Source organism: Polaribacter sejongensis, from assembly GCF_038024065.1.
GTDB lineage: Bacteria > Bacteroidota > Bacteroidia > Flavobacteriales > Flavobacteriaceae > Polaribacter > Polaribacter sejongensis.
Window position 1 is genome coordinate 2,385,981 of the sequence record NZ_CP150667.1, and the last position, 22,057, is coordinate 2,408,037.

Annotated in this window: 17 protein-coding genes and 1 pseudogene; 3 read left to right on the forward strand and 15 right to left on the reverse strand. The window is 30.9% G+C overall.

Going from position 1 to position 22,057, the window contains the following annotated elements:
- Positions 1-356 precede the first annotated feature (356 nt).
- Entirely contained in the window at positions 357-2,153 is a 1,797-nt protein-coding gene (gene lepA, locus WHD08_RS09995) for a translation elongation factor 4 (RefSeq protein WP_165734314.1), read from the reverse strand.
- Between the two features lie 180 nt (positions 2,154-2,333).
- Positions 2,334-2,645 carry an EF-hand domain-containing protein gene (locus tag WHD08_RS10000; protein ID WP_244183329.1) on the reverse strand — a complete coding sequence of 104 codons (312 nt, stop codon included), beginning with the start codon at positions 2,643-2,645 and terminating at the stop codon, positions 2,334-2,336.
- Between the two features lie 136 nt (positions 2,646-2,781).
- Between WHD08_RS10000 and dusB the strand changes: the two genes are divergently transcribed.
- Entirely contained in the window at positions 2,782-3,780 is a 999-nt protein-coding gene (gene dusB / locus WHD08_RS10005; RefSeq protein WP_208890941.1) for a tRNA dihydrouridine synthase DusB, read from the forward strand.
- A 26-nt stretch (positions 3,781-3,806) separates the two neighbouring features.
- Here dusB and WHD08_RS10010 read toward each other — a convergent pair whose 3' ends face one another.
- The 13 genes and pseudogenes from WHD08_RS10010 to WHD08_RS10070 all read right to left on the reverse strand — a co-directional run bounded on the left by WHD08_RS10010 (position 3,807) and on the right by WHD08_RS10070 (position 19,219).
- Positions 3,807-5,009, reverse strand: a complete 1,203-nt coding sequence (locus WHD08_RS10010) for an ABC transporter permease (protein WP_208890940.1) — start codon at positions 5,007-5,009, stop codon at positions 3,807-3,809.
- A gap of 14 nt (positions 5,010-5,023) precedes the next feature.
- The gene (rbfA, locus tag WHD08_RS10015) at positions 5,024-5,419 is read right to left on the reverse strand and encodes a 30S ribosome-binding factor RbfA (RefSeq protein ID WP_165734310.1); all 396 of its coding nucleotides are present in this window, start codon (positions 5,417-5,419) and stop codon (positions 5,024-5,026) included.
- Positions 5,420-5,439: 20 nt separating this feature from the next.
- A complete protein-coding gene (locus WHD08_RS10020) occupies positions 5,440-6,084 on the reverse strand; it encodes a response regulator transcription factor (RefSeq protein WP_208890939.1) in 645 nt (214 codons plus the stop codon).
- Entirely contained in the window at positions 6,081-6,833 is a 753-nt protein-coding gene (locus WHD08_RS10025) for a sensor histidine kinase (RefSeq protein ID WP_208890938.1), read from the reverse strand. The genes WHD08_RS10020 and WHD08_RS10025 overlap by 4 nt, the downstream gene beginning before the upstream one ends.
- A complete protein-coding gene (locus WHD08_RS10030) occupies positions 6,809-7,459 on the reverse strand; it encodes a hypothetical protein (RefSeq protein ID WP_208890937.1) in 651 nt (216 codons plus the stop codon). The genes WHD08_RS10025 and WHD08_RS10030 overlap by 25 nt, the downstream gene beginning before the upstream one ends.
- 4 nt (positions 7,460-7,463) lie before the next feature.
- Positions 7,464-8,072, reverse strand: coding sequence for a hypothetical protein (locus WHD08_RS10035; protein WP_208890936.1), 609 nt, complete (start codon positions 8,070-8,072; stop codon positions 7,464-7,466).
- Positions 8,073-8,411: 339 nt separating this feature from the next.
- Positions 8,412-8,705 carry a FoF1 ATP synthase subunit delta/epsilon gene (locus tag WHD08_RS10040; RefSeq protein WP_165734305.1) on the reverse strand — a complete coding sequence of 98 codons (294 nt, stop codon included), beginning with the start codon at positions 8,703-8,705 and terminating at the stop codon, positions 8,412-8,414.
- Between the two features lie 78 nt (positions 8,706-8,783).
- Complete coding sequence (gene atpD / locus WHD08_RS10045; protein ID WP_165734304.1) at positions 8,784-10,292, reverse strand: F0F1 ATP synthase subunit beta; 1,509 nt, start codon at positions 10,290-10,292, stop codon at positions 8,784-8,786.
- Between the two features lie 191 nt (positions 10,293-10,483).
- On the reverse strand, positions 10,484-11,842 hold the full coding sequence (locus tag WHD08_RS10050; protein ID WP_208890935.1) for an OmpA family protein: 1,359 nt from the start codon (positions 11,840-11,842) through the stop codon (positions 10,484-10,486).
- Between the two features lie 316 nt (positions 11,843-12,158).
- Positions 12,159-15,287, reverse strand: a complete 3,129-nt coding sequence (locus WHD08_RS10055; RefSeq protein WP_208890934.1) for a UvrD-helicase domain-containing protein — start codon at positions 15,285-15,287, stop codon at positions 12,159-12,161.
- A gap of 71 nt (positions 15,288-15,358) precedes the next feature.
- A pseudogene (gene feoB / locus WHD08_RS10060) lies at positions 15,359-17,551 on the reverse strand (ferrous iron transport protein B).
- Between the two features lie 4 nt (positions 17,552-17,555).
- On the reverse strand, positions 17,556-18,566 hold the full coding sequence (locus WHD08_RS10065) for a DtxR family transcriptional regulator (RefSeq protein ID WP_208890933.1): 1,011 nt from the start codon (positions 18,564-18,566) through the stop codon (positions 17,556-17,558).
- Positions 18,563-19,219, reverse strand: coding sequence for a metal-dependent transcriptional regulator (locus WHD08_RS10070; protein WP_165734300.1), 657 nt, complete (start codon positions 19,217-19,219; stop codon positions 18,563-18,565). Before WHD08_RS10070 ends, WHD08_RS10065 begins: the two co-directional genes overlap by 4 nt.
- Positions 19,220-19,319: 100 nt before the next feature.
- Here WHD08_RS10070 and WHD08_RS10075 point away from each other — a divergent pair, with 100 nt between their 5' ends.
- The gene (locus tag WHD08_RS10075) at positions 19,320-21,563 is read left to right on the forward strand and encodes a TonB-dependent receptor (protein WP_208890932.1); all 2,244 of its coding nucleotides are present in this window, start codon (positions 19,320-19,322) and stop codon (positions 21,561-21,563) included.
- Positions 21,563-22,027: a thioredoxin family protein gene (locus WHD08_RS10080; protein ID WP_208890931.1), complete on the forward strand. Its 465-nt coding sequence runs from the start codon at positions 21,563-21,565 to the stop codon at positions 22,025-22,027. The genes WHD08_RS10075 and WHD08_RS10080 overlap by 1 nt, the downstream gene beginning before the upstream one ends.
- Positions 22,028-22,057: the final 30 nt, after the last annotated feature.

Genomic DNA, 22,057 nt, shown 5'->3' on the forward strand with positions numbered 1-22,057 from the left:
AAACTTGATATAAAAGTAGTTTTATGAATACTGCTTTCGCAGGATAAAAGTTAAGCTGACAAACAAGTTTATCCCAGATTGAACCTTTCGACAGGCTCAAGACAGGCTTTTTATTTGAGCTCTTTTTTACTGTCAGTTCCAGTGAATTTGTGAAGAATGAACAAATTTGTATCGAGAACATAAGTAAAAAAAGCGAGTAGTGAAAGCAGGAAATAGCTTCAAAAAATTAACAGATTGACAGTTTACAAAAAAGTAAACTTCGCAATGACGTGCATAAAAAAAACCTTCTTGATTTCTCAAAAAGGTTTCTACATTATTTATTTAGTCTTAATTCTAAAAATCTTGATTCTTTTTATCTAATCATTCAACTTCAATACCGCCATAAATGCTTCTTGCGGAATTTCTACATTACCAACCTGACGCATTCTTTTCTTCCCTTTTTTCTGCTTTTCTAATAACTTACGTTTTCTAGAAATATCTCCACCATAACATTTTGCGGTAACATCTTTACGCAATGCTTTGGTAGTTTCACGGGCTATAATTTTTGCTCCAATTGCAGCCTGAATAGGAATATCGAACTGCTGACGAGGAATTAATTCCTTTAACTTTTCTACAATTTTCTTACCAATTGTATACGCATTGTCTGCATGTAAAAGTGCAGAAAGCGCATCTACAGGTTGTGCGTTTAAAAGAATATCTACTCTTACTAGTTTCGATTCTCTCATACCAATTGGCGAATAATCGAAAGAAGCATACCCTTTAGAAACAGTTTTTAAACGATCATAAAAATCGAAAACAATTTCTGCCAAAGGCATATCGAACGTTAACTCTACTCTTTCTGTAGTTAAGTAAGTTTGATTCGTAATTTCTCCACGTTTTTCGATACACAAACTCATTACTTGTCCAACAAAATCTGACTTGGTAATAATACTTGCCTTGATAAAAGGCTCTTCTACTCTATCTAATCTCGATGGATCTGGTAAATCTGTAGGGTTGTTTAAAAGTAATATTTCGTTGGGATTTTTCTTAGTATACGCGTGGTAAGAAACGTTGGGAACCGTTGTAATAACAGTCATATTAAACTCACGCTCTAAACGTTCTTGAATAATTTCCATGTGTAACATTCCTAAAAACCCACAACGGAAACCAAAACCTAAAGCGGCAGAACTTTCTGGTTGAAACACCAAAGAAGCATCATTTAATTGCAATTTTTCCATAGAATAACGCAACTCTTCGTAATCTTCTGTATCCACAGGATAAATACCAGCAAAAACCATTGGTTTTACATCTTCGAAACCATCAATTATTTCTGTAGTTGGGTTAAGAGCATCTGTAATAGTATCTCCAACTTTTACTTCTTTTGCCGTTTTAATACCTGTAATTAAATACCCAACATCTCCTGTTTTTACAGATTTTTTTACAACTTGAGTCAGTTTTAAAGTACCAACTTCATCGGCAAAATAATTTTTACCAGTTGCCATAAACTTAATCTCTTGTCCTTTTTTTATTTCTCCGTTTAAAACACGGAAATACGTTTCAATTCCACGATAAGAATTGTAAACAGAATCGAAAATTAAGGCTTGTAACGGCGCATCTGGATCTCCTTTTGGAGCAGGAACTCTATCTATAATTGCAGCTAAAATATTATCAACTCCAAAACCTGTTTTTCCACTTGCGTGAATTACATCTTCTGGGTCGCAACCTAATAAATCTACAATATCGTCTGTTACTTCTTCTGGATTTGCAGAAGGTAAATCTACTTTATTTAAAATAGGAATAATCTCTAAATCGTTCTCTAAAGCTAGATATAGATTAGAAATTGTTTGTGCTTGTATGCTTTGTGCAGCATCTACAATTAGCAATGCGCCTTCACAAGCAGCAATAGAACGAGAAACTTCGTATGAGAAATCTACGTGACCAGGAGTGTCAATTAAATTAAGGATATAGTGTTCTCCTTTGTGCTCAAAATCCATTTGGATAGCATGCGATTTTATGGTAATACCACGTTCTCGCTCTAAATCCATATTATCTAGTAACTGATCTTTCTTTTCACGATCTGTTACAGCACCTGTGTACTCTAATAACCTATCTGCTAACGTACTTTTACCATGATCTATATGTGCGATAATGCAAAAGTTTCTAATGTTTTTCATACTTCGTTTTCTAACTGCGTTCAACTGACAAAGATAGGTAAATAAGTTTGTGAATTAAATAACTAAAAGTATCTTAATTTTTGCAGTTGATAGCTAATTTTTGCAGTCTACAAGGAAAGCATTTTTAAAACCTTGTTAAGTGTGTTCTTTTGTTCTGTAAATAACAAATTAGAAAGAGATTTACAAATCTCTTTCTAATTCTGCAATTGCAATCTTAAATTCGTCCAAATTGATGCATTCATCTCCAGATTTATCATAGCCTTTTATCAATTCACCAGCTACAATTCCTCTAAAAAAACCGCTGATATCAGCATCTTTTAATAGGTCTTTTACTTCATCTTTATTTAATTTCCCGTCTTTGTCTTTATCAAAAAAAAGAAAAGCTTCTGCCGGACTTTGAAATTTGCTAGTGATTAAAAAACTGATTTTTTTTAAAATATCTTCTTTTGCTCCCATAATATAATTTGATTCTTTTATACTGTAAGATATCATTTTATTTTAAAAAAACAATGCTTTTCATATTTCTAAAGGGCGAATTTAAAAGCTATCAGTGCTTCAAAAACCGAAGAAAATAATTTTCAGCTAAAAAAGGCTAAAAATCACTAAATTTGCAAAAAATTAAATCATTTTGATTAAAATCGGCAACATAGAATTACCAGACTTTCCTCTTTTATTAGCACCAATGGAAGATGTTTCTGACCCTCCTTTTAGAGCCTTGTGCAAAGAACAAGGCGCAGACGTGGTATATACAGAGTTTATTTCTTCTGAAGGCTTGATTCGTGATGCAGCAAAAAGCATTATGAAGCTAGACATCTATGAAAAAGAGCGTCCAGTAGGAATTCAGATTTTTGGAGCTAACTTAGAATCGATGTTAAAAACGGTGGAGATTGTAGAAAAATCGAATCCAGATATTATAGATATCAACTTTGGATGCCCTGTTAAGAAAGTCGTTTCTAAAGGTGCAGGAGCAGGAATTTTAAAAGACATAGATTTAATGGTTTCATTAACTGAAGCGATGGTAAAACACACAAATTTGCCCATTACAGTTAAAACGCGTTTAGGTTGGGATCATGATTCTATTAGAATTGTAGAAGTTGCCGAACGTTTGCAAGATGTAGGATGTAAAGCAATTTCTATTCATGGTAGAACGCGTGCCCAAATGTATAAAGGTGAGGCAGATTGGAAACCAATTGCCGATGTAAAAAACAATCAAAGAATGCATATTCCTGTTTTTGGAAATGGGGATGTAACTTCACCTGAAAAAGCAATGGAAATGCGTGATTCTTATGGTTTAGATGGTTGTATGATTGGTAGAGCTGCTATTGGTTATCCTTGGTTTTTTAATGAAATAAAACACTTCTTTAAAACTGGTGAACATTTAGCAAAACCAACAATTGCACAACGTGTAGAAATAGCAAGAAGACATTTACAAATGGCCATTGATTGGAAAGGACCTGTATTAGGTGTTTTTGAAACGAGAAGACATTATACCAATTATTTTAAAGGGATTCCGCATTTTAAAGAATACAGAATGAAAATGGTAACTTCTGATGATGCAAAGGATGTTTTTGCTACGTTTGATGAAGTGGAAGCTAAATTTGGGAATACGATTATTCCTCAGTTTTAAATTGATTTAGCTACAAAAAACTACCCCTATCTTTCTATAAACTCTTTAGAAATTCTACTACTAGCAATTTTAGAGGCAATAAAACCTAAAATTGTAATGGTAGCTATTACAATAAGCAGGTTCGAAAATCTAAATTCAACCGGATAAGCAAAGTTTTGGGTAATCATAAATATGCCAAATTCCTTCTGAATAAAAACAATTAGAATTCCTAGCGACAAACCGATAATCATTCCTAAAAAAGTTAACAAGAAACCTTGTAAAATAAAAACTTTTTTAATTTCTTTAATAGAAGCACCTAAACTAAAAAGGGTTTTTAAATTCGATTTTTTATCGATAATCATCATTATTATCGCACCAATAACATTAAATAATGCTATAATTACAATTAATGTAAAAATAAGGTACGACACAAAATTCTCGGTATTAATTACCTTATAGAAAACCTCATTTAACTGTTGTTTAGTCTGTACTTTAAATTGATCTCCTAATTGCTGTTGTAGTTGCTCAGAAAACAAATCGGCGTCTAAATTATCTTTTAATTTAATTTCTACACCTGTTATTTGGTTCTCATCAAAATTCAATAAGTTTTTTGCTTCATTTATAGAAACAAAAACAAATTTACTTTCAAATTCTTCCGTACCAGAATACAAACCAACAATTTGCACATCTTTTTTATAAAAAGCATTATTTGGGTTTATAAAACCTACTCCAGGTTTAGGAACCATAATTGTTAAAGGAGCTCCGTAATTTAAAACTCCTAATGATAACTTTCTTGAAATTCCATTACCAACAACCGCTGTATTTGGCTGATCTAAATCTAACCAATTCCCTAAACTGATTACAGAATCTATGTCTGTAATAGAAGTATAACTGTCTTCAACGCCTTTTATATAAGCTATTTCATTCTTATCATTGTATTCTAAAAAAACGCGTTCTTCTATAATTTTAGAAGTTGCTTTTATTGAAGTATTATCTATTAAGGCTTGATGAACATCATCCGTATAGAGAAAAGTTTTCCCTTTACTAGAAGTAATTTTAATATCAGGATCAGACACATCTAACAAACTATAACTAAATGTACGCAAACCAGAAAAGCCAGAAAGAATAATAAACAAGGCCAATGAACCTACAATTACCCCAAAAGAAGCAATAATTGTAATAATATTGATGGCATTATTACCTGTTTTAGTAAATAAATATCTTTTGGCTATGTATAAGGGAAAGTTCAAATGCGAGAATAAATTTAACTTCTTTTACGTCTTGGTAAAACGCTAGGATCTTTAATAGGATTGTCATCTTCACCTTTTAAAGATTTATCAATTTCCTCAATATAATCTAACGTATCATCTCCAAAAAATAATAATTCTGGCATTCTACGTAATTGATGTTTTGTTCTTTTTGCCATTTCATGGCGAATTAAAACCGTATTAGATTGTACACCTTTAATAATTTCTTCTCTATTGCTAGAAGGAAATACACTTAAATAAACTTTAGCAACTCCTAAATCTGAAGTTACATGAACCTTAGAAACAGAAATAATTATTCCTTTCATTCCATCTTGCGCTGCTTTCTGTAAAACATCTACCAAATCCTTTTGCAATACTCCTGCAATTTTACGTTGTCTGTTCGTTTCTTCCATGCTGCAAATTTACACTTTTTTTATGGAGTGTAAATTTTATTTTTGATTGCATACATAACCAAACCAACTCTATTCTTTACATGTAATTTAGTAAACAGAACATCTCTATATCCATCAATTGTTTTTGGACTTAAACACATAATTTCTGCAATTTCCTTATAGGTTAATTCAGAACAAGCGTGTTTCATAAAAGTAATTTCTCTTTCTTTAAATTTTATTTCTGTCTCTCCATTTCCAGAAAGAGATTTCATTAATAAATTGGTTACATTTTTGGTATGATAAAATCCGTTTTCGGCTATTTCCACCAAAGCTTTTTCTAAAACTACTTTTTCGGTATCTTTTAATAAGTAACCAATAGCACCAACTTTTAACATTTTTAAAATAGTAGCGTCTTCATCTTCCACAGAAAGCGCCATTACATGTACTTCATGATGGTTTTTAGAAATCCATTCAGTTGTTTCAATTCCATTCATTATAGGCATATTAATATCCATTAAAACCACATCTGGAATAAATTCTGGTGAAGAAGAGAATTTATCAACTAATTCCTGTCCATTTTTACACGTATATAAAACTTTAAATTTATTAAAAGTATTTACCATAGCAGCAATTGCTTGTGAAAGCAGTGTGTGGTCATCTACAATAACAACAGAATATTTCATCATAATTTATATACTATATTTAGGGAAGTACCTTTATTTACTTCGGAAGTAAAAACTGCAGTTGCACCGATTAATTTTGCTCTATTTTTAATATTCTCTAACCCTATTCCATTAGACTTACCTTCTAAAGAGGAAAAACCAACTCCATCATCTTTCGCTGTAATTTCTAAATAATGTTCACTAAAATTTAACTCTACAGTTAGATTAGATGCTTTGGAATGTTTAATGGTGTTGGAAAAAAATTCTTGTAAAATTCTAAAAATAATAATACAAGATTTTTCATTATTTAATTCTCCCTCTCCTTTAATAATTAAGGCAGAATTGATAAAATTTAATCTATTAAATCTATCTATCTCTAGCTGTATCGCTTCTCTTAATTTGATGTTTTTTATAGCTTCAGGATTAATTAATTTAGACAAAGCTCTAACTTCGGTTAAGCCTTTGGTTATTGTTTCTGAAACTTCGTGAATGTTATCTTGAGAAGCATTTTGTAGTTGAATTTTAGCTAAAGTTAATAACTGTCCAATATTATCGTGTAACTCCCAACTAATATTTCTTAAGGTCTCTTCCCTAATTTCTATTTGTGTTTCTGCTATTTCTCTTTCAAATCTTTTTTTACTCTCTTTTTGCTGTTCTAACAACGAGTTCTTTCTTTTCTGAAAAACAGTAAACAATAATATTATAAAAACAACAAACGTAGCTATAATGATAGTGGTTACAATTAATATTATTTGACTCGCTTCTGACTCCATAGTGCCCCCAATATAAAACAACTATACATAAATATCAATAAAACAAACTGAATATTATATAAATATTCTATCACCTCAATTGGTGTTCCTTTCATGTTATTTATAATAGAAGTTATTGGTATAGTGCCTAAATAATAGAATAACAAACCAAAAGCAATCCAAAAAGTAAGCGATTTCTTATAATTAAGAATTTCATTAGAAGATAAAAAATCCCTATAAAATAAGAATAAAACAATAGCTATTAATAAGCTTCCAGAAATAGAAGCAATGCTATTGTAGGTTTCAAAATAAATTCCTTGATACAAATAATAAAACGTAGTTAGCAAATAAATAACATTAAAGAGCATACTAACTCTTAAAACTGTTTTTTGTGTTTTTCCTGAAGTTAATATTTGTTTTGTAAATAAAAATAATAAATTGAATTCAACAAAAGTAAGGGTATTATATACCCATAAATTATATAGCGCTAAATTATATTTCACATAGCTAGCAATCATTTCAAAAGTAAACATAGCTATTAAGTACCCCAAAAAGTATTTTAAATCAACATCAAAAGATTTTTTAAAATAGAAAATAGCATAGACTACTATGGCTATAAAATATAATATGTAAATTATTTTATCCAAAAGATTACATTGGTGGTGTTGGTTTCAATTTATTTGCTCCAGAACTTTTAAGGTCTTCATTAGCTCCTATAAAAGGTAAAAAAGAAGCTCTAGCAACATTCTTTGTTTCTTTACTACTAAATTGATCTAAGAATTTTGTAAAAGGTATTGCCTCTCCTTTATTAGAATACAAAGGTTCATAAGCAACATTTTTCTTTTCTTTTGTATCTGCTGTAGGCATAAAAATTAAAGTTTGTCTACCTCTTAAAAGCTCTTCTGGATAATCTTTAGGGTATGCTGCTGAAAAAATTCTAATACCTGTAAGCTCAATATCTTTTTCCTTTGATAACCTTTCTACATACGCAATATATTGCTTTAATTGATTAATATCGTAAAAATGAGAAATACTCTCAATTTCATTAGCATCACCTGTAAATTCTTTCCTAAATTCATCTAAAACAGGTTTCTGTCCTACATCATATTGATGAAACATACTAGCCATTTCTTTATAAGTGATCGTATTAGAAGGTCTAGAACTATCAACTTCAGTAACTTGAGATATTGCTTCAGACTTACAACTAATGATAAATAATGCTAAAAAAAATATTTGATAAAATTTAAAAACTGTTTTCATAACATAGTAGTTGGATTAATACGCATGAAAATACAAATTAAATTATAATATAAAAAAGATAAAAACCAAAAACAACATTACTCACTATATATCAAATGTTTAATTAAAATATTACTTATATTAACCTTATCTAAAAGGGTGTTTTTCCTGTATAAATTCAATGATTTACACTAACCGTTTATTCTTAATTATTTACCAATTTTGAAGTATGAAATAAAAAGAAAAGTAAAGGGGGAAATTGCAAAAAATACACTTGATATTTTATAGAGAGTGTTTAAATTAAAAAAGTCTCAAAACTGTTGTTTTGAGACTTTTAATTTTTATAATTATTTTAGAAATTTAATCTGCTAAAATAATTGCTTTATTATCTTTTAATTCTAAAGTTCCAGATTTAATAGCAATTGTTAGAATATTATCATCATCTATATGAATTTCATAATGCCCTTTAAATTGATCAAATTCTAAATGTTCTTTACTATGAACATGAATTTTAACTATTCCTTCCTTTAAGTTAGCAACAATTGGTGCGTGATTATTTAACATTTGAAACTCACCATTTTCTCCAGGAACTGACAATGAGTCAATCCTTGCTGAAAATAATATAGCTTCTGGTGTTACAATTTCTAAAAACATATCTCTTATAGTTTACAGTCTTCAATTTGCAGTTTACATTCTTTTTTAAGATTGAAAACTGCAAACCGCTGACTAATTTTATGCTTCTGCTAACATTTTCTCTCCAGCATCAATTGCATCTTGAATTGATCCTCTTAAGTTAAATGCTGCTTCAGGGTATTTATCTAACTCACCATCCATAATCATATTAAAACCTTTAATAGTGTCTTTAATATCAACTAAAACTCCTGGTATACCAGTAAATTGTTCAGCTACATGGAAAGGTTGAGATAAGAAACGTTGTACACGTCTAGCTCTATGAACTACTAATTTATCTTCTTCAGATAATTCTTCCATACCTAAAATTGCAATAATATCTTGTAATTCTTTATAACGTTGTAAAATTTCTTTTACAGCTGTTGCAGTATTATAATGCTCATCACCTAAAATTTCAGCAGATAAAATTCTTGAAGTAGAATCTAAAGGATCTACCGCTGGGTAAATACCTAATTCTGCAATCTTACGAGACAATACTGTTGTTGCATCTAAATGCGCAAACGTTGTTGCTGGTGCTGGATCTGTTAAATCATCTGCAGGTACATAAACTGCCTGTACAGATGTAATAGAACCTTTTTTAGTTGATGTAATACGTTCTTGCATTGCACCCATTTCTGTTGCTAATGTTGGTTGGTAACCTACCGCCGATGGCATACGTCCTAAAAGTGCTGACACTTCAGAACCTGCTTGTGTAAAACGGAAAATATTATCAACAAAGAAAAGTACATCTTTACCTTCTGCTTCTCCAGCTCCATCTCTAAAGTATTCTGCAATTGTTAAACCAGACAATGCAACACGCGCACGTGCTCCAGGTGGCTCGTTCATTTGACCGAATACGAAAGTCGCTTTAGAACCTTTCATTCCTGGTTTATCTACTTTAGATAAATCCCATCCTCCTGCTTCCATAGAATGCATAAAATCGTCTCCGTATTTTATAATTCCAGACTCTAACATTTCACGAAGTAAATCGTTTCCTTCACGAGTTCTTTCTCCTACACCTGCAAAAACTGATAAACCACCATGTCCTTTTGCAATGTTGTTAATTAACTCCTGAATTAATACTGTCTTACCTACTCCAGCTCCTCCAAATAATCCAATCTTACCTCCTTTTGCATAAGGCTCAATTAAATCGATTACTTTTATACCTGTAAATAAAACTTCTGTAGATACTGATAAATCTTCAAATTTAGGTGCAGATCTGTGAATTGGTAAACCATCTTTACCTTCTTTTTTCAAGTTCCCTAAACCATCAATAGCATCTCCAGTTACATTAAACAAACGGCCATAAATATCGTTTCCGATAGGCATTTGAATAGGATTACCTGTAGCCACAACCTCAGTTCCTCTACTTAATCCATCAGTAGCATCCATTGAGATAGTTCTAACTGTATCTTCTCCAATATGCTGTTGTACCTCTAATACTAAAATAGAGCCGTCAGCTTTTTTGATTTCTAACGAATCGTAAATTTTAGGAAGTTCATTTTCAGTATTGAATTCAACATCAATTACTGGCCCAATAATTTGTGAAACTTTACCTGTTATTGTAGACATTATGTATCTAATTAAAGTTATTATTTTATTTCAGAGATTTCAGCCTCTTTTTTCAGATTGCAAAGGTAATTTTTTTGTCCTTAATTAAAAAAGATTTTCCTCTTTTTTAATTGAAAAAGAAACAAATAACAGAAACAAAAAAAACTCTGCTCAAAATGAGCAGAGTTTTTATATTAAAATGTAGTTGAAAATTATTTATCAGATAACTTAATAACTACTCTTCTGTTTTTACTTCTTCCTGAACTAGTATTGTTAGATGCAATAGGATTTTTCTCTCCTTGACCAACAGTTTCTAATCTATTAGCGTCAAAACCTTTTTCAACTAAATAAGCTTTAGCAGATTCTGCTCTTCTTTCAGTTAAATATACGTTGTAAGCACTAGCTCCTCTACTATCTGCATAACCTTCTATTACATAGATTACATTATCTACAGAACTAATTAAATCATAAACTTTATCTAATTTCCCTGCAGAAGCTCTATTAATTTTAGCGCTATCTGTACTAAATAAGATTTCTTTTGAATATCCTGCTAAAGCTGCAATTTGTTCTGCTGTCATAGCGTCTTCTGGACAACCATTATTAGAAGCAACACCTGCAAACTCAGGACATTTATCATCTTTATCTAATACTCCGTCTCCGTCAGTATCTGGCCAAGGACATCCTGCATTATCAGATGGTCCTGCAACAGAAGGACATTTATCATCTTTATCAGCTACACCGTCTCCATCAGCATCAGGACAACCTTTGTTAGCTTTAGTTCCTTTAGCATTAGGACACATATCATCTTTATCAGCTACACCGTCTCCGTCAGAATCAGGACAACCATTCATAGCTGCTAAACCTGCAACATTAGGACAAGCATCATCAGAATCTTTTACTCCATCGCCATCAGCATCAGGACAACCGTTAAATTCTTTTAAACCTGCTTCTTCTGGACAAGCATCATCTTTATCATATACTCCGTCTCCGTCTGTATCTGTTCCTCCAAATTTAATTACTAAACCTAAAGAAGTTTGGTAGTGTGCTCTTACGTTATCAGAAAAACCTTTTTTAGTTCCTGTTTGAAAGTTTAATCCTAAGTTGTCATTAAACCAAGTATTAAAACCAACACCACCATTTAACATTGCTTCACCACTAGAATCTACAGAAGTATAACCTCCACCTAAATATACATAAGGATCAAACCAACCTGTTTGTCCAACTAAGTTATTTAAGTCATACTTTACAACTGCATCTACAGCCCAGTAAAGAAAATCTGAATCATCTTTAATTGTAACTGTTTCAATTTTATTTAAAGACCCCGCTAATTGTAAAGAGAAACCTTTGTCTAAATACTTTTCTCCAGATATTCTAGAAATAGAAGGTAAAATATTCCAATCTCCGTTACCTAATAAATCTTTTATTTGGTCACTAAAGTCATCACCATTGTAAAAGTCTACTACGTTTACACCAAAACCTACAGCCCAAGGGTTGTTTTCATCTTGTGCGCTTACGTTACCAACTGTTACCAACGTAAACAAAGCTATCACAGCTATTCTTAATCGTTTCATTATCAAATTTTTAAATTAAAAGTTCGTTATTATTATACGCAAAAGTAAATCCTTAAATCGTATATACAAAGACAAATCTACAAAATATTATTAAAACAATACGTTTTATTAATTCTAATTCCCCTTGAATCCACTACCTAATTTTTACAAAGACCTCAATAAAGCTCTTTAAACCACTCATTAACATGAATTAAAGGATAATCAATTCTTTTTTCTGACTTTTTCTTTCAGCTCTAAAGAGAAAAGAATTAAGCAGTTAAATTACTGTTTTATTTATAAATTTATCTTAATTTTAAAGTTGATGCTTTTCTACAAATCACACCGCAACAACATCTATTTGATCATTAATATAAATCAGTAATTTTTCCTCTACTGTAAAATTCATTGATTTTAAAGTTCTTTCATATCTTAATAACTGCTGATGATGCTCTGAAGAAGGGTTTCCTGTCTTATAATCAATGATAACTACTTTTTTATCCGCTATAAAAATCAACCTATCTAAAATAATAATCTGATTATCTACATCAACAATTTCTCTTTCATTAAAAACTTTAACTTTATCTGAAAAATAAAACTCTAATTCAGGGTGATTTACAATACTAAGAATACTTTTTGTTATAAAAATTTGCTGTTCTTTATTTATAACTCCCTGTTGGTAATACATAGAAATAACTTTCTCAACATCATTTAAAGTTATAATTTTAGATAAAATTTCGTGAAATAAATTTCCAAAATCAATAGCTTTTCCTTGTTCTGTATTCCATAATTTAGAAGAATTTGCTAACAAAACAATATTATGTTCTTGCCAAGGAGTTGAAATAAATTTCTCATGGATTTCTGCAACAGAACTTTCTTCTTTCTTTTCACTAACCCTTTGCACATCTCCAAAAATATATTCAGAAAGATCATCACTCCAGAGATTTTGTTGTTTTAAATAATTGATAAAAACACCCGAATAAAAATTAGTATTTTCTTCTCCTTTAGATGATATTTTTTTATCAGTAATAACATGTAATTGCTCTACAGCCCTTGTTAAAGTAACATACAGTAGGTTAAAATTATCTAATTCTAATTCTTCGCGTTGCTTGTTATAAATATCTAAACCTCTTTCACTAACAATACTTAAACTTTTACTATAATCTACCAACAACTCATCGAAACCTTCATATGATTCTGGTAATTGATCTAACCAAGATTTTGGTTTTATCTGTCTATAAATATCTACGTCACAAGGAAAAATAACCACCGGAAATTCTAACCCCTTCGATTTATGAATTGTCATAATCTGAACAGCTCCTGCACTTTCTGGAGCAACAATACTTAGTCGTTCTTTTTTAAGTTCCCAAAATTCTAAAAACTCACCAACATCGGTTCCGTTTCTTTGCTGTTCTAAAACAACATCTAAGAAAAATTGAATATACGCATCAGAAGAATTTATCAAATTAAAACCTCTAATAATTTCTTCTATTTTCTCGTAAAATGGTAATTGATGAAATGCTGAAGCATTAAACGCTACACCAAGGTTTTTTAAAGACTCTAAAATAGTTTCATTATCAGCCTTTGCAAATTCATTAAAAAAGACATGCTTTGGTTTTTCTATTTGTAAATGTTGATGTAAAAAATACAGCATTTCAAAACGCGTCTCCTCATCACTCGGGTTTTGTAAAACCTTTAAAACATCAACAATAAAAGTAACTTTTGCACTATTTTTTAACAACAAGGTTTCCGAAGAAACAATATCAATTCCTTTTTCTGATAAATAATTTGCCACTGCGACTCCGTCTTTTCTAGTACGAGTCAACACGCAAATTTCACTTAAAGAAAAACTCTCCTTTAATTGAAGGATTTTCTCTAAAACCTTCTGCGGATATTTTACTTTTTCGAGCTCTTTATCTTCATTTTTTTCAAGGAAGGTTAAAGAAACTAAACCACCTTTTTTAGCATTTTCTATTTGCTTATTCCCTTCTATAAAGATTTTTTTATACGATTCATTCTGAATAAAATTCGCCGTATGCTGAAAAAACGAATTATTAAAATTGATAACCTCTGAATAACTTCTAAAATTGGTTTCTAAATTTTTAATCTCTTTAGAAACATGAAAAGGATTCACTCTATCTGAACCTAACTCTATAAATTGCTCTGCTTTCCCTCCACGCCATCTATAAATCGCTTGTTTTCCATCGCCAACTAACAGTAAATTACTATTTTCTTGCGCCAACGTATTGTCTATTAATGGCACTAAATTTTGCCACTGCAACACAGAAGTGTCTTGCATCTCATCAATAAAATAATGCTGAAAACGCTGCCCAATTCGCTCGTAAATAAATGGAGCTGGTTGGTCTTTTATATTATCAGAAATCAATTGATTAAATTCTGCATTTAATCGAATATTATTGTCTTCTTTTATATTTTCTAATTCTGAATTGATATTATTTAAAACCGCTAAAGGAATAATGCTTTTCAACGCCAATTTATTCATAGAGAATTGCTGATAAATAACCTCAGCTTCCTTAAATAACCGAACAATATCTGGTACAATTTGATCTATAGAACTTGCAACAAATTCAGTGGTAGACTTTGAATAATATTGATTATTCTCTATCGCTTTTTTTATGGTTTCGCTTCGTTTGATAAAATCTATATCTACAGACTTAATACTTAGATCTGCAAAGAATTTAGGAATGGTACCGCGCATAAAACTCTTATGCTCTAAACCGTTATTTTCTATCAATTGAAGGCATTCTTCACCAACTTTTTTAATGGAATCTTTTAATTCTTTTTGTTGATTATACAACTTCGACTTTAAGTTTGTAAAATCCTCTAATTTTTTATCTGCAAGACTTCTAAAATGCTGCACATCATCTTCATTTAACAAGATTCGTGCAAACTCACTTAAATCCCTAGAAATATCCCAAGATTTATCATCATCTGTTTTATCTAAAGAATAATCTATTAAAAGGTTTGTCAGTTTTTTATCTGTTCCAATTTTAGAAATTAAAACATCTACAGCTTCATTTAATAAAGAAACGGCATCCATTTCTACTTCAAAATTAAGCGACAAGCCTAAATCGAACGCAAAGTTTTTAATTATTTTATGTGTAAAACTATCTATTGTAGTAATTGAAAAAGCAGAATAATTTTTTAAAATTGCATCTAAAATCTTCTGACTTCTTTCTTGAATGATTGCTTTATCAATAGTGATTTCATCAACAATAATATTGAGTAAATCATTCTCCTTACCATCTGCAAAATCTTCTAAGCTAGACAGCACACGTTCTTTCATTTCACCAGCAGCTTTATTGGTAAACGTGATGGCTAAAATTTTCTGAAACGAAAAAATATCATCAGAAGTTAATAAAACTTTAATGTATTCTTTTACGAGCGTAAAGGTTTTTCCACTTCCCGCAGAAGCGTTATAAACCTGAAAGGATGATGTATTTTGCACAATTTATTTTACTGCAAAATACAAATTAAGCAATTAATTTCAGGTAAATATCAGAATTTATTTTAGGGTGATTAACTTAAAATTCTCCAAATTTGCGCAACCAAAAACGTAATTATAAAACCTGCTATAACAGGTAAAATTGTTGCTACCACAGTCCATTTTGTACTTTTTGTTTCTTTATAAATGGTGTAAATAGTTGTACTACAAGGATTGTGTAACAAACTAAACAACATTACATTCACCGCTGTTAAAAGCGTCCATCCACCACCTCTTAAAATATCACCTGTTGCTGTAACTGAGTCCAACTCAAACATTACACCCGCTCCAGCTCCACCAACAGCTCCCGTTACCATTACCGTTAACATTAATATAGACGGAATTACAATTTCATTCGCAGGGATAGCAACTACATAAGCCAATAGAATAACACCATTTAATCCTAATAAAAATCCAAAACCATCTAAAAAATCGATTAAATGCAACGCAATGCTTTCATCACCAATAAAGATATTAGAAATTAACCATATTACTGCTCCAGCCGGTGCTGCAAATACAATGGCTCTCCATAAGACAATTAATGTTCTATCTATTAAAGAAGTGTAAATGGTTTTCCAAAATAAAGGTGTTCTATAAGGAGGCAACTCTAAATTAAACGTTGAAACCTCTCCTTTTAAAACTGTTTTAGACAATGCCCAAGAAAAGAAAAACATAAAAAAGATTCCTAAAACAGCTATTCCTACAACAGCAACCAAAGAAATTAAACTTGAATATGATGACGGTACAACGGCACCAATAAAAATCGTTGCTAATAGAATCTGCGTTGGCCAACGACCATTACACAAAGAAAAATTATTAGTAATAATTGCAATTAATCGCTCTCTCGGACTATCAATAATTCTAGTTGCTACAACTCCGGCTGCATTACAACCAAAACCCATGGTCATCGTTAAAGCTTGCTTACCATGTGCTCCAGATTTTTTAAAAAGCGAATCCATATTAAAAGCAACTCTTGGTAAATACCCAAAATCTTCTAACAAGGTAAATAATGGAAAAAAGATAGCCATTGGGGGCAACATCACAGCAATTACCCATGCAACTGCTAAATACACACCGTCAATTAAAAAACCAGACAACCACCAAGGAAAACTTAAAAATGCAGCTCCTTCCTTTAATAATGGATGAATTGTATCTAACAACAAACTAGCCAGCATAGAAGACGGATAATTTGCTCCAATAATCGTTAACCAAAGTACTAAACCTAATAACAATAGCATGATTGGAAAACCCCAAATTTTACTAGTTACAATTCTATCTATTTTAGCATTTAAATAAAAAGCTCCTTTTTTATTATCCTTTACAACTGTTTTTTCAACAATCTTAGAAGCATCAGCATAAATTGCTTCCGTTAAATTATCGTGAAAATCATCGCCAATTTGCCAACGCAATTCGTTAGATAATTCTATAATTTTATCAATGTTTTTTGTTCCCATTCTCTTCAATTAAATAAAATCACCTGTTTTTAAGGCATCTAAAATATGCGTATCTCCTTCTAAAACTCTAAAAGCTAACCACCTGCTGTTTGAAACTGTTGGATATTCTTCTTTAATGGCTGCACTCAATTTCTGCACAGCATCTTCTACATGTTTTGGAATGCTTTTTATTTTATAAGGTTTACAAACTATTTTTCCGTTTGCCAAATCGCTAATTGCAGCAATTAATTCTGGAATCCCCTCTTTAGATCTTGCACTTGTTGGTACCACAGGAATCCCTAACTCTCTAGATAAACTTCTGTAATCTATGTTTATATTATTTTTTTCCGCCTCATCCATTAAGTTTAGACAAAGAACGGCGTTCGATGAAATTTCTAAAATTTGAAGTACCAAATTTAAATTACGTTCTAACCTACTCGCATCAACAACTATAACTGTTAATGTCGGCTTACCAAAAAGGATAAAATTTCTAGCAACTTCTTCATCTTCCGATCGAGACATTAAAGAATAGGTACCTGGTAAATCTATTAATTTAAATTTTTGTTGCTGATATTCAAACGCGCCTTCTGCTCTAGTTACTGTTTTTCCTGGCCAATTCCCAGTATGCTGCCTTAAACCTGTTAACGCATTAAAAACAGTACTTTTTCCTGTATTAGGATTTCCTGCTAATGCAATTACAAAGTCGACATTTTCAGTATCTACACCTAATTTTTTAACTCCGTCTAAAGTATGATGCGCACATGTGTCACAAGCTGATTTTGTTGCTGTTTTCATTTTTTTATGCTTTGGTAATTAAAATTTTAACAGCCTGGTCTTTTCTTAAAGCAATGGCTGTTCCTTTAATTAAAAATGCTTTTGGATCTCCTAACGGATTTAACAAATCGATACTAACCGTTGCTCCTTTTACAAAACCTAAATCCAATAATCTACGTCTATTTTCTCCCCTACATTCTTTAGAGACACCTATAATTGTTGCTTTTTGTTTATTTTCTAGATTAGATAAACGCAACGTATCTGTTTCTACAACATCTGCTTTGTCTAAAGAAATTACGGTAATATTTTTAGCTACTATAGGCGGCAAAACAAATTGCTCTCCTTCAGATTCAAAAACAATGCGATTTTCACTTATCTCTTTCATATATACCTGAGAATGTAAATGAATATGTTTCGCTAAAATCTGCTTATAAATACTTGTAGGCTCATCTTCTATATGAATAATTTTTCCAAAATTTAGAATCGGTAAATCGGCAAGTAGCATTCCTTTTTTCTCAGGAATTTGACCAGCTTTAGTTGGAATTGGATCTCCATGAGGATCGTATCTCGGATTCCCTAAAAGCGTAGATAAATCTTCTACTTCTTCACCAGATAACTCGTGTTCTTTTTTCTCTGCTCTACTATGCCATTCAGTTTTATGAAAACCCGTTTTTTCTGATAAATATTTTTCCCATAAACGGTGTGCTCTTACAATTCTTAATGCATATTCATCTCCTTCTTTGGTCAATGAAAAAAGCTCATGCTCTTTTTTTACCAATCCAGTTTCTAACATAGTATCAATACTTTCTAACAACAAGCTATGACTAAAATCTAATTCATCAAAAATGGTACTTATAGATGTTTTAGGATCATGATACAATAACTTTAAAACATCTTCAATAGCTGTTTTTTCTGTTTCTTTACGAGCCTTGAGATATTTAAAGAAAAGTCCTTTTTTAGGATTAAATATAAAATACAAGATTAAAATAACGCCAAAAAACACTAAGAGCGCTACTATTGGGTTGTAGGTATTCATATTTTTTTTATATATAAATTGTTAGCTATTTTATTTGAAATTGATAATTTCTTATCATCAACCTTAATAGAAACGGAATCATCAAAGTCTTCTTTTTCTAAAACCGTAATCTGTTGCCCTAAAGTAATTCCTTTTTTGTCTAAGAACTTTAAAAATTCTGAAGAAGAATCATCAACACCAATACAAATTCCACTTTCATTTTTTAATAAAGTTGATAATAAACTTTTATCTATCGTTTTTAAATTCCCTTCTTTATCTGGAATAGGGTCTCCATGAGGATCATGCGATGGAAAACCTAAAAAAGCATCTAATTGCTCTACTAATTTTGAAGACTTAATATGCTCTAATTGCTCTGCAACATCATGTACTTCATCCCAAGAAAAATTTAACTTATCTACCAAAAAAACTTCCCAAAGCCTGTGCTTACGTACAATACTTGCAGCAGTCTTCTTTCCTAAACTAGTTAATTTAACTCCTTTATATTTCTTATACACAACTACTTCCTTTTCAGACAATTTTTTTATCATATCTGTAACAGAAGAAGCTTTTGTTTCTAATTTTTTAGCAATAGCATTTGTACTGATTCCTTTAACAGCATCTAACTCTAAATGATAAATTGCTTTTAAATAATTTTCTTCAGAAAGTGTAAACATCTATAAATTTTATATTACAAAGATATACTTTTTAAATTTAATAAATATATTTTTAGACAAGTCTAAAAAATAAATTACATTTGTCAAAAATATTTATCAAATGAAACTAAAAAGACTTATACTATTTACAGCTCTTATCAGCTTAAACACAATTTTTTCCCAAAATAATTCTGTTTCTGGTAAAATAACGAATAGCTCAAATGCATTAGCTTACGTGAATGTTTATTTAAAAAACTCTAAAATTGGAACAGCTTCTAACGAAAACGGTTATTATAAACTAAAAGATATTCCTAAAGGAAATTACACACTTGTTGCCAGTAGTGTTGGTTATCAATCTAAATTCATAAAAATTTCTGTTGATGAAAATCAAAAAATTACTCAAAATTTATCACTGTCAGAAGATGATTCTTTAGATGAAATAGTTATATCTGGAACCATGAAACCAGTTAAGAAATTAGACAGTCCTGTACCTGTAGAAGTATACTCTCCTACCTTTTTTATGAAAAACCCATCACCTTCTATTTTTGAATCTATGGAGAATATAAATGGTGTTAGACCACAAGTAAACTGTAGCGTTTGTAATACTGGTGATATTCATATAAACGGACTAGAGGGAGCTTACACATTTGTTATGATTGACGGAATGCCAATTGTAAGCGGACTTTCTACGGTTTATGGATTAACAGGAATTCCGCAAGCATTAATAGAACGTGTAGAAATTGTAAAAGGACCTGCTTCCACTCTGTATGGCTCTGAGGCCGTTGGAGGTATCATTAATATAATTACAAAAAAACCAGCTTCTTCACCTTTGTTTACAATAGATTCTTACGCGAGTTCTTGGGGAGAAGTAAATACTGATATTGGTTTAAAATACAAGCTAGGAAAAACGAATGCTTTATTAGGTATCAATTATTTTAATTACCAAAACCCAATTGATAACAATAATGATGGTTTTACAGATTTAACCTTACAAAACAGAATTTCTATTTTTAATAAATTTGATTTCGAAAGGAAAAACAATCGTGTTTTTACGGTAGCTGGGCGTTATGTTTACGAGGATAGATGGGGTGGAGAAATGGATTGGACACCTGAATTTAGAGGGGGAACAGATATTTATGGAGAAAGTATTTACACGAGTAGATGGGAAACTTTTGGAACCTACCAATTACCTACAGATGAAAAATTAAATTTTCAATTTAGTGCGAATGGACATGATCAAAATTCTTACTACGGAGATACTTTTTACAAAGCTGATCAATTTATTGCCTTCGGACAATTAACATACGACACTACTTTTGGAAAAAATCATGATGTATTAATGGGAGTTGCTTATCGTTACACAAATTACGACGACAATACCACTGCAACTGGTAGCGAAACAGAAAACGATCCATCAATCACGCATTTACCAGGTATTTTTATTCAAGATGAAATTACATTAGCACCAAAAAGTAAACTGCTGTTAGGTGCAAGATATGATCATAATAATGTACATGGAAGTGTTTTTTCTCCAAGAGTAAATTATAAATGGAATTCTGATAATAACGAAGATGTTTTAAGAGTTAGTATTGGTAATGGTTTTAGAGTTGCTAATGTTTTTACAGAAGACCATGCTGCCCTTACAGGAAACAGAGACGTATTTTTTGAAGACGAGTTGCTTCCAGAAACTTCTTGGAATGCTAACATTAACTATGTTAAGAAAATAGTCACAAACAACAATACTATTATTAATTTAGATGGAAGTGTTTTTTACACGCATTTCAACAATAAAATAGTTGCAGATTATGAAACCGATACTTCAAAAATAATCTATGGCAACTTAGATGATGGTTATGCAGTATCAAAAGGTATATCTTTAAATACAGATATAAATTTTAGAAATGGTCTTTCAATTATAGCTGGTGCAACCTTAATGGATGTATCTACCACAGAAGAAGGAGTTACCGAAAGACAGCTATTAACAGAAAGCTTTAGTGGTACTTGGAGTATTTCTTACAAAATAAAATCTATCGATTTATTACTTGACTACACTGGTAACATTTACGGACCTATGGATCTACCTTTACTAGGAGAAAATGATCCAAGATCTCCAACATCTCCTTGGTATAGTATACAAAACATACAAGCTACTAAAAAAATCAGCAACACTTTTGAGGTTTTTGGTGGAGTAAAAAATTTATTAAACTTCACACCTGCTGCTAACAGTATCTTAAATAGCGATAATCCTTTTGACGTTGGAGTAGACACAGAAACAAATCCAGAATTAGCGTTCGATCCAGCTTATGTATATGCTGGTAACCAAGGTATACGTATGTTTGTAGGACTTAGATATAAAATACAATAATGAAAAATACGCTTCTTTTCTTTTTTATACTTTCCACCTGTTTTTTATACGGGCAGAAAACCAACAATTTAATAAATTATTCTTTTGAAGAAGCTTTTAAGTTACAAGAAAAAGAAAAGAAGCCAATTATAGTATTTTTTCACACAAACTGGTGTAAGTATTGTTTTGCTATGAAAAAGAATACTTTTATCGATAAAAAAGTTATAGATCTATTAAACAAACATTATTACTTTATTTCTTTTGATGCAGAAAGTAAAGAATCCGTAAATATAAAAGGTAAAATATTTAAAAATAAATCAGGAACTCACGAAATAGTAGAAGTACTCGCTTCTAAAAACAATACCATTAGCTATCCTTCTACGATTATTTTAAGTGCAAATAATACGATTGATGAGCAAATAGACTCTTTTCTATCAGCAGAAGAAATCAGTAAAATATTAACAAGCTACATAGCGGTCAAATAAAAATCATAATGGCAAATTGCCATAAAATAA